General features: G+C 43.8%; 10 protein-coding genes and 1 pseudogene. 6 read left to right on the top strand and 5 right to left on the bottom strand.

Features of this window, described 5'->3' with window-relative positions:
* From V7D75_RS03215 to hemJ, 6 genes are all read left to right on the top strand, one after another.
* Positions 1-359 (top strand): HAD-IB family phosphatase (locus V7D75_RS03215; RefSeq protein ID WP_333613387.1); only part of this gene is annotated, 359 nt, incomplete at its 5' end.
* A gap of 135 nt (positions 360-494) precedes the next feature.
* Positions 495-1,505: a DUF368 domain-containing protein gene (locus tag V7D75_RS03210; protein ID WP_333613386.1), complete on the top strand. Its 1,011-nt coding sequence runs from the start codon at positions 495-497 to the stop codon at positions 1,503-1,505.
* Positions 1,506-1,724: 219 nt separating this feature from the next.
* Positions 1,725-2,114, top strand: a complete 390-nt coding sequence (aciT, locus tag V7D75_RS03205) for an AciT family ciprofloxacin tolerance protein (RefSeq protein ID WP_333613385.1) — start codon at positions 1,725-1,727, stop codon at positions 2,112-2,114.
* 219 nt (positions 2,115-2,333) lie between these two features.
* Entirely contained in the window at positions 2,334-2,840 is a 507-nt protein-coding gene (locus V7D75_RS03200; RefSeq protein WP_333613384.1) for a hypothetical protein, read from the top strand.
* Positions 2,841-3,146: 306 nt separating this feature from the next.
* The gene (gene bioB / locus V7D75_RS03195) at positions 3,147-4,313 is read left to right on the top strand and encodes a biotin synthase BioB (protein ID WP_333613383.1); all 1,167 of its coding nucleotides are present in this window, start codon (positions 3,147-3,149) and stop codon (positions 4,311-4,313) included.
* Between the two features lie 116 nt (positions 4,314-4,429).
* Complete coding sequence (gene hemJ, locus V7D75_RS03190) at positions 4,430-4,864, top strand: protoporphyrinogen oxidase HemJ (protein ID WP_333613382.1); 435 nt, start codon at positions 4,430-4,432, stop codon at positions 4,862-4,864.
* 196 nt (positions 4,865-5,060) lie between these two features.
* Here the strand turns inward: hemJ and V7D75_RS03185 are convergent, their stop codons facing one another.
* The 5 genes and pseudogenes from V7D75_RS03185 to V7D75_RS03165 form a co-directional block, all read right to left on the bottom strand.
* Positions 5,061-5,909, bottom strand: coding sequence for a hypothetical protein (locus V7D75_RS03185; RefSeq protein WP_333613381.1), 849 nt, complete (start codon positions 5,907-5,909; stop codon positions 5,061-5,063).
* A gap of 357 nt (positions 5,910-6,266) precedes the next feature.
* Entirely contained in the window at positions 6,267-6,758 is a 492-nt protein-coding gene (locus V7D75_RS03180; protein ID WP_333613380.1) for a hypothetical protein, read from the bottom strand.
* A 73-nt stretch (positions 6,759-6,831) separates the two neighbouring features.
* The gene (rph, locus tag V7D75_RS03175) at positions 6,832-7,548 is read right to left on the bottom strand and encodes a ribonuclease PH (protein WP_333613379.1); all 717 of its coding nucleotides are present in this window, start codon (positions 7,546-7,548) and stop codon (positions 6,832-6,834) included.
* Between the two features lie 211 nt (positions 7,549-7,759).
* Positions 7,760-9,468: pseudogene (locus tag V7D75_RS03170) on the bottom strand (AMP-binding protein).
* A 542-nt stretch (positions 9,469-10,010) separates the two neighbouring features.
* Positions 10,011-10,452 (bottom strand): AMP-binding enzyme (locus tag V7D75_RS03165; RefSeq protein WP_442968913.1); only part of this gene is annotated, 442 nt, incomplete at its 5' end.

Genomic DNA, 10,452 nt, shown 5'->3' with positions numbered 1-10,452 from the left:
GCTTTACCTATTTTGCCCGTTATATCGCTGAGCAATTGGGTATCGATGAAGTCCACGCCAATGCGCTAGATATCGAAGATGGCGAAGTGACCGGTCATGTGCAACTGCCGATTATTAATGGCGCCAAAAAAGCGGCGATTGCTGAACATACTGCTGAGCGCTTGGGTATTGATATGTCACAAGTGGTTTGCGTCGGCGATGGTGCCAATGATTTACCGATGATGGCGCTAGCAGATTTGGGTGTGGCGTTTAATGCCAAGCCCATCGTGCAAGCGCGTGCAGATGCGGCCGTCAATGTCACAGGGCTTGAAGGAGTGCTTTATGCGCTTGGCTATCCAGCCTTTGCTCGCAGTAAATAATCACCGAAAAACCCAAACCAACAGCTAGGCTAAGGATTTGTCTTTAACCTAGCTGTTGTGATTAAAGTCTTTATATATCTCTCTTTCTTTTACCCTATCATTTCACCTTATGTTATTTATAAAAAAGGACTGTCCATGACGGCATCACAATCACCGCGGCCAGATGCGCCGTCATCCTATCATCATCTAGATAATGCGTCTTTAACTCAAGAAAGCACCCCTATTTATAATGACAGCCCAAAGCAGCTATTTGGCGTCTATGCCAAAGGCATTGCGATGGGGGCGGCGGACATTGTACCCGGTGTTTCTGGCGGTACGATTGCCCTAATTGCAGGGATTTACGAGCGCTTGATTAATGCTTTGAGTAGCGTCGGCCCTCATCTTTGGCAAATCTTTCGCCAACAAGGCGGGCTTAAAGGCTTGGTCGCCGTATGGAAGCAAGTCGATGCCACTTTTTTGGTGTGCTTGCTACTTGGTATCGCCACCAGTTTTGCTACGTTAGCTGGATTTATTAAGCATTTACTCGACAATCAGCCTTTACTGATTTGGTCATTCTTTTTTGGTTTGGTGGTGGCAACAGTCTTTATCCTATTGACTGAGATTACGCGCTGGAATATAGGACGGGTAGTCTTGTTTTTGCTAGGCGCTAGTAGCGCCGTTGTCATCAGTAGCTTGCCCTTATTGACCACCGCGCCGAGTTTGCCTGATTTGTTTGTTGCAGGCGCGATTGCCATCTGTGCGATGATATTACCCGGTATCTCAGGCTCATTTATTCTATTATTAATGGGCGCTTATGACACCGTACTAGAAGCGGTGCATACGCTAAACTTTAGTATTATTTTTACCGTCATAGCTGGCATGGCAACGGGGTTATTATTATTTACCCGTATGCTCAAATGGTTGCTATCACGCTATTATCAAGCAACTCTCGCTTTGCTGACAGGCTTTATCGCAGGCTCGCTGGTGAAAGTTTGGCCATGGAAAACCGATGCACTCGGTACATTAAATAGCGCTGCTATCAGTAACGTCATGCCATGGCAATATCCTACGGGCGCTCATTGGCTAACCACTTTAGGCTTAATGCTGTTAGGCGCTGTTTTGGTCACTGCCTTATCGTGGTGGGGGCGCCGCGGCGTTCGTCCTTAAAACTAAATCTACGTTAAAAAATACATTAAGTCCAAAAAAGCGCCCACGATTGAGGCGCTTTTTTGTTGCTATTAACGGCGATATTTGCGCGCAATTTTCTTAAAACTGTTTAAAAAAATCAAACGTCAGCTGTTGTCGCAAAGTCGTCGCTAGCCTCTTTAGCTTTAGCTCGCAAACTTCCATAATGACCCTGTTGGAATTCACCTGATAAAGAGCGAGATGTTATTAACCATATTTTCTACTTTTGCCAGTGAGACATGGGGCGTAGGTGCCATATTGGGTACTGGACTACTAATGGGTGTGGTGCTTGCGCTGGCTTTATCGTCGCAGCGTTGGTTACTGTGGTATCTGTTTGGCGGCATGGCGTATTGGTTGGCGGTTGAAGCCATTCATAGCTTGTTAAGTTATTGGTCGGTACTATCAGAATGGCACAATTATGTGGTCGCGATGGGTATTAGCTGGTTGCCTTTGATAGGTTGGGTACTCTATCGAGCATTGCGTTACGAAGACGTCAGCCGCACTGTACATCAGCAGCGCGAGCGACAAGCCGCCCGCTATATTGAACACACGCCCGTTTATGATGATGACTATCAACCGCGCTTTCAGTAATTCAGTCATTCGGTCATTCACTAAGCTTGTCCCAATCATACTGCTGTCATCGAATGTTACAAGATACTTAAGGCACTCTACGTAAATCCTAAAGAATGGAAACTTATCATCTGTTCAATCGTTTATAATCTAATTATATATTTGTCATAAAAATTGTTATAAAGTACGCATTATTTTGCGTTTCATTTCTCATTCTTTAGGTTGTTTAGGAGTTCGATTATGTTTACTGTTCCTGTATTAGATATTAAGTCTGACCCATTAGATGTGTTATTGGCGGTGATTGGTTATCGTTTATCGATGTTGGCTGATAGCGATAACGAAGACGTCAAAGCGCTGTTTGCTGACCGTAAAGTAACCATCGAGCTTGCCAGCACTGACGCGGATATCGCGCGTTACTATAGCTTTGATAATGGTCAATTTAGTCAGCATAGCGGTCATGCCAAAGACGCTGATTTGACGATTAATTTTAAAGATTCAATGACCGGCGTTAAGCTATTGACCAAAGGCAGCCTGCCTGCTTTTATGACTGCCGTGCAAGAAGGCAATTTGAGCATCGAGGGCGACTATAGCCTCATGATGTGGTTCAATAAGCTTGCCAAACATATCGTGCCAGCGGTGCCAGAACAGTACAAACCTTATATTCAACAAGCTAAACCTTATGCCTATAAAGCGCAGCAGTTTGCCAATCATTGGATCGGCGTTGCTAAGCATAAATTGGGTAAATAATAACTCAATCGAATAAATAATGTCACGAATGAAAATAGGCAGAGAGTAGCTGGCTAACATCCATATAATCTAGCGTAAAAACAATCTAGCGTAAAAATAACCTAGATACGTTTCACTACTTAGTACTATTCTGATTTTCTAAAAAGGTTGCGGTATACTATACGGCAACCTTTTTTTTTTGCCTAAACTATCTTGTCTACACTTTATCAAAGGCAAAAACCCAAGGTTACTCAATTTTTCTTAATTTAACTAATCGCTATTAACTTAACCAATACCTTTAAATACTGTTATAAAAGGATTTATCTCATGGCAGGATTGCTTAATATCTCAGAACCGAATGCCAATAACTATAGTCATAACAATACTGATTCAACACTTAATAATAACAATGCGTCCCATGATTTTTTAGCAAGCTTAGCGACAGACGCGACTAAAAAGCGCGAGAAAAAATACAGCCGTGAACAAATCGCTCAGTTGTTTGACTTACCGTTGATGGATTTGTTACTGCAAGCACAGACCATACACCGCCAACACTTTAGCGCCAATGAAGTACAAATCAGCACCTTGCTCTCTATCAAGACCGGTAACTGCCCTGAAGATTGTGGTTACTGCTCGCAGTCCGGTCACCACCGCGATACCACTAAGCTACAAGCAGAAAAGCGTATCGAAGTCGATAAGGTCATTGCCGCTGCCAAACGCGCCAAAGCCACAGGTTCATCGCGTTTTTGTATGGGTGCAGCGTGGAAGCACCCAAGCGCAAAAGACATGCCTTATGTGGTCGAACTGGTCAAAGAAGTCAAAGCATTGGGACTTGAAACCTGTATGACTCTTGGCATGCTAGATACAGACCAAGCGGCACAGTTGGCGGATGCAGGTCTAGATTATTACAATCATAATCTCGATACCTCGAGAAGTTACTACGAGCAAATGGTCAGTACGCGCAGCTATGATGAGCGCTTAGATACCATTGCAAACGTACGCAATTCAGGTATTAACGTTTGTAGCGGCAATATCGTCGGTATGGGTGAAAGCCGTGATGATCGCATCGACTGGGTTCATGAGCTACTGAAAATGCCCAAAGCACCTGAATCTATTCCAGTCAATTTATTAGTGCCTATTCAAGGGACGCCGATTGGCGATAAAGTCTTAGCAGAAGGTCAGCTATCTGTCCTTGAATGGATACGGACGATTGCTGTGACGCGTATTTGCTGTCCAACCAGCTACGTACGCTTATCTGCTGGACGCGAAAGCTTGTCTGACGCTGAGCAAGCACTGGCATTTATGGCAGGGGCAAATTCATTCTTTTATGGTGATAAGCTTTTGACCACCGGCAATGCCAGCCAGTCAGGTGATGATAGACTGATGCGCGAGCTTGGTTTGACTAAGCAATTTGCCGCGCCACGAGCACCAAAGCAAGTAGCGGTGCTTGACGCCATGAGTGGTCATCAGTCGCAAGTTGTCTTAGCAGAGTAAATGCCATGCGTGCCGCTACCATTATCGCGTCATCTGCGCTAAGCTTGCCGACATTATTAATTAAGTAATTGCGCACGACATTGCGCACAAAATATTAAAACGTAAGAGAGAAAGTGATGGCAGACTATTTCAATTGGATTAAAGCGGCTCACATTATCTCTATGGTGTGCTGGTTCGCGGCGATATTTTATCTGCCACGCCTATTCGTTTATCATGCGATGAGCGACGATAGCATCAGCCACGAGCGCTTTGCCATTATGGAGCGCAAGCTCTATCGCGGTATCATGACGCCATCGATGATAGCCACTTGGTTCTTTGGTCTATGGATGTTAGGGCTTGGCTGGGATGTGAATAAAACTCAGGGCTGGCTACACGTAAAACTACTATTGGTGGTGCTACTTTCTGGCTATCATGGCGCTTGCGGATTTTATCGCAAAAAGCTGATTGATAATCCGCATTATAAATCACATAAATTTTGGCGTTGGTTTAATGAAATCCCCGTATTTGCGTTAATTTTTATCGTCATTTTAGTGGTGGTAAAACCTTTTTAAAATAATGGACAGTAAAGCTGACTTACCTTAAAAGTAATTTTATCTTGAGTCAGAAACTCACAAAAAAGCGTCCGTTACTTTAATAAGTAACGGACGCTTTTTTTAATTCTTGTTGGCGCAAATCAACGCTATAGTCAGAATATCCTGAAACGCGACGGTATTGCTGATATATCAATATTACTTTTCACTCACTATATTAAACATTTGGTCGCATGATTTGATAGACATTGCTTAAATCATAAACACGGTAGCGCGCAGGTTCACGGCGGTTTTCACCAGCATAGCTAAGTATCAATGCTTGCTTAGCGCGCTCATCGACCCAGCCAACAAACAGCCCGCTGTGCTCGACGCCATTGTAGCCGTGATTGATATAGTAGAGCCAGTCACCGACTTCAATATCCTTGCTATTGGCATAAGGGCCTTGCCCGTAGGTGCCTTTATGAATGGTATTACGACTCACCCCAGCTCGATTAAATACCGCATTGAGATAATCCCAGCAGCCACCTTTGATAATCGTCCGCTCATTGAGCGCCATCTTGCGCGCGGTGCTGATGACTTCCCGCGCCGCTTGACTGCTCTGGATTTCAGCATTGCTGAGTAGCGGCAAATATTCGCTATCGATATTGTCATAACTGCCCGATAAAAATGCCGGCAGAACAGATGGTGCTTGGCGCTGTACTTCAGGATAACGGTAATTGCTTTGGGCATTGCCGATGTAAGCATTTTGGTTAGAATACGAATTATTCGAGTAGCTGTTATTAGAAGCGCGATTAATAGAATAACTTGGCTCTACACTGCTCGTATTTGAGCGATAGCTAGCAGCATTGCCAGCACGTTGAATGGTAGAACGCGTGCTGATTTTGGCAGGAGGAACCGCTGAGTACGTTGGGGTATATCGGGCGCTATAATCAGGTTGGGCTGATTTTTGTGCAATCAGGGCGCTCATGCTATCGGCATTTGCTTGGCTGACCGGAAAAATTGTAGCAAAGGTAAATAATAATGCACTGCTCGACGTTGTGATTGACCAAAAGGACAAACGCGACATGACCAACTCCTTGGCAACATATTATTGATGACTTAGCTTGAGCTTTCACCATTCACAAAGTTTGGTATTTATAAGCTGGCATCAATAAGCGTATTAACGGTAAATAAGATAAATTTTTCAATCCTACTTATAAACCATTTGTACAGGAATCTGCAAGTACTATTGCTTTGAGGTAAGCGATAAAAGGTATAATTTTAAGGATAAGTGGTAAAACGAGGCTTGGCTTTTATAAAAATATGGTTTTTAGAAAGACATCGGCTTTAGAAATATGAACGGAGATTTAGGAAGGATAATCAATAATCAGTTTGAATGTTGGGCATAAACAAACAGACGAAAGTATGCAAGCCAATCAATAATTTACTCATCGCTCATTTTTATATTGGCATGGCGTTTGCTCAAAGCCTGACCTTGTAAGATGGCTTTGGTCGCGGTTGCTTCTTGGATATTATCAAAGCCACTGATTAGATATTTACGAATGTCATCACAATCGGCAATTTGTAGTTGCTCGCCAATTAAGGTAATTTTGTCGCCATCGGTCAGATGGATATGCTCGTGTTTACCTTGATGGTCATGTACCAACTCGCCATCGCGCACCCACAAGACGCCGCTACTAATAACGCCGCTCATGGTTTTTTTACGCTGTTGGCGCTGCCGATTAAAAATAAAACTGCCAATAATCAACAGTGCCAAAGCGCCAATTGCTAAGCGCTCAGGTAGTAAGCTCATTGCCAAAGCGACCGCCACCGCTCCAACCAACAATGCGGTGCCAAACCAAAACAGCCCATTATCGGCTACGGGCGACTGACCTTGCAAGGTGATTTTGGCGCCGTCATCGGTCAGCTTTAGCATGCATGATTACCTGTTTAAGAGCAGTGGATGGTTAAAAATTGAAATAATAAACCTTAAAAATACGCTTAGAGATTTACCAACCCAATGCTGTTTTTTGCATATCGATCAGCTCAGCGATACCTTTTTCAGCAAGGATTAGCATAGCGTCTGCTTGTGTGCGGGTAAAAGGTTTTTCTTCTGCTGTACCCTGTAGCTCGATAAACTCGCCTTTTTGGGTCATCACCACGTTTAAATCGGTATCACAGCTGGCGTCTTCTTCGTAGTTTAAGTCCAGATAGGCTTCGCCATCTTTCATACCAACCGATACCGCAGCGACCAAACCAATTAATGGATCAGCTTTTAGCTTTTTGGCTTTTTGTAGGCTTTCTAGCGCATCGATAAGAGCAATGGCTGCACCCGTCACACTGGCGGTACGCGTACCACCGTCCGCTTGCAAGACATCACAATCAAGATAGATGGTATTTTCGCCAAGCTTACCCAAATCAATCATCGCTCGTAGGCTACGACCGATCAAACGCTGGATTTCTTGCGTGCGACCTGACTGTTTGCCGCGAGCCGCTTCGCGCTGATTACGAGTATTGGTCGCACGCGGCAACATGCCGTACTCGGCAGTAACCCAGCCTTTGCCTTTACCTTTGAGCCAGCGCGGTACGCCTGCCTCCACGCTCGCAGTGCATAGTACTTTGGTATCGCCAAAGCTGACCAAGACTGAGCCTTCAGCATGCTTCGTATAATGGCGCTCAAAGCTGATCGAGCGAAGTTGGTTAAGCTCACGGTTATCAATACGCATAAAATTTCCTAGTACGATGTTATAAAATCAAAGTGATAAAGCATTATAAAACAATAGGGTCGCCGCTCCGTCAACAGCTATGCTGGCAAGCGAAAAGATGACGTTATCCTAACGTGGCAGCGGCGCAATAGCAAGAATCACCAAGCTATTACGCCGCTACTTTCGCAAGATTTAGTGCTAAAAGTTTAGTGTTAAAGGTCTGCTGCCAACCTTATTCTAACCCTTCCATCTTACGCAATTCTTTACGCAGGATTTTACCGACGTTTGATTTTGGTAATTCATCCACGAACTGAATATGACGCGGACGCTTATAACCAGTTAATTGTTTTTTGCCAAAATCAATCAGCTCTTGCTCGGTTACCTCGCCTTTTTTGACCACAAACAGCTTAGGATCTTCGCCGCGCTCATCATTAGGAATACCGATAGCACCGCATTCTACCACATTCGGATGCTCACTCATGGCTTCTTCGATTTCATTTGGATAAACGTTAAAGCCTGACACCAAAATCATGTCTTTTTTGCGATAAAGCCTTTTTCGTCCATGATACCGATATCGCCCGTTTTCAAAAAACCATCGGCGGTAAAGGTTTCAGCCGTTTCTTGTGGGCGGTTTTGATAACCAATCATCACCTGTGGCCCTTTGACACAAATTTCACCGCGGTCGCCGAGTGCAACTTCATTTTCATCATCATCGATTAAAATAATATCGGTGCTAGAAGCAGGAATACCAATTTTACCGGTAAATTCAGAGATGGTCATGGGGTTAAAGGCCACCACGGGTGAGGTTTCCGACAAACCGTACCCTTCAACGATAGGCAGACCAGTGATTTTATGCCACTCTTTTGCTACGCTTGGCAAGACCGACATACCGCCCCCAATCGAGGCTTTTAGATTAGAGAAATCTAAATCAGCAAAACCTTCTTTATGCACCAAACCGTTAAATAAGGTATTTACCGCCGGGATAAATGCCGGTTTATATTTCGCCATCTCTTTAATCAGGCCATCCAAATCACGCGGATTTGGAATCAGCAAGCCAGCATAACCTTGGTACATGCCGTACATACCGCAAACCATAAACGAGAACACATGGTATAGCGGCAGCGCGGTCAAAATCACGTCATCGGCATCGACATCGTCGTCGAAGGCGCTATTCATTAAGACACTGATTTGGAGCATGTTGGCGACTAAGTTGCCGTGTGACAGCATCGCACCTTTGGCAACACCGGTGGTACCGCCGGTATATTGCAACAAGGCCACATCGCTTAAGTTTAAATCAGGACGCTTATATTTACTCGCTGAAACGGCATTTAACGCGTGTTTGAAGCTCGTGCTACCGGGCAAGCGGTAGGCCGGAATCATCTTTTTCACGTGGCGCGCAACAAGGTTGACGACGGTGCCTTTGACCAAACCAAGCATATCGCCCAATTTACAGACGATAACGTGCTGCACTTGACCTTTGTCTTCGGCTTCTTGGTAAGTTTTGGCAAAATTCTCAACGATAAATAACGCTTTGGCGCCGCTATCGTTTAGCTGATGCGATAGCTCACGGCTGGTGTATAAAGGGTTGACGTTGACCAAAATCATGCCAGCGCGGATGATACCGAGCATCACAATAGGATACTGCAAGATGTTGGGCATCATAACGGCAACTTTGTCACCTTTGACCAATCCTAATGACTGCAAATAACTGGCGATTTGGCGGCTGTATAAATCTAATTGTTTAAAAGTGATTGACGAACCCATGCAAATATAAGCAGGTTTTTGCCCATAACGGCTAAAATTACGTTCGAACACTTCCAGTAAAGACGTATTGTCTTCTGGCATATCGATGGTTGCATTGATGCCATAACGCTCATACGCGCCTAACCACGGACTGTCGCTGTCTATCGTCGGCATGGTAGGAAAGGTATTTTCAACCATTGATTGGTTATCTGCCGCAGCGTTATGGTTTTTGGCTTCTTTATTGGTACTGTCCGTCATAATCTTCCCTAAATATTACTGTTAGTAAGTTGCTATCAAAATTTATTAAATAGAATCACCGTGGTTTACAATCACTGAGTTATAAAAACAAAAACTTGTGAATAAGAAGTCTTATGACATAAGAAACTGCTTATTCAAGAGAATTTGTCATTCACAAACTTTTAAGTTAAAAATCTCGAGACATATAGAGCATGTCTAAAGATATTCATGACGATAATATTCTACATTTATCGTCAAATACACCTGTTAAATACAAAATCTATGGGCAAGAACTATAGCAGTTTTGCGCCCAGTTCTCTATGAATACTAGCAAACCCTCATAGAAAAACAAAAAAAATGATAAGGTCATTTGCATAAGACCTTATCATCTTTCACCATTCGCCTATCAAATATCAAGAAATTTTTATCAATGCTCAGTATTGATAAAGCGCTATAAAAAGCCTGCTAAGTTTGGTATTGGGCTATTTATGATATGAGACGGTTTAAGCGTGTTTCTTTTCTTCTAGGGCGCGTAAGTCTTTATGTAAAATCTTACCGACGTTAGATTTTGGCAGCTCGTCGATAAATTCAACATAACGAGGACGCTTATAACCGGTGAGGTTTTCTTTGGCATAAGCAAGCACTTCCTCTTTAGTCAGGCTGTTATCACTACGCACAACAAAAATCTTTGGCACTTCGCCGCTTTTTTCATCATCGATACCGATAACGCCGCATTCCAAAATCTTTGGATGACCGGACATCACATCTTCCACTTCGTTTGGATAAACGTTAAAGCCTGAGACCAAAATCATATTCTTTTTGCGGTCGACAATTTTAAAGTAACCTTCTTCATCCATCACGCCGATATCGCCGGTACGGAAATAGCCATCCGCCGTCATGACCTCAGCCGTCGCGTCTTCGCGTTTCCAGTAGCCCTTCATAACC

Source organism: Psychrobacter sp. (assembly GCF_036731945.1).
Classification (GTDB): Bacteria; Pseudomonadota; Gammaproteobacteria; order Pseudomonadales; family Moraxellaceae; genus Psychrobacter.
Note: the sequence above shows the minus strand (reverse complement) of the source record. Positions and strands in the feature narration are given on the sequence as shown.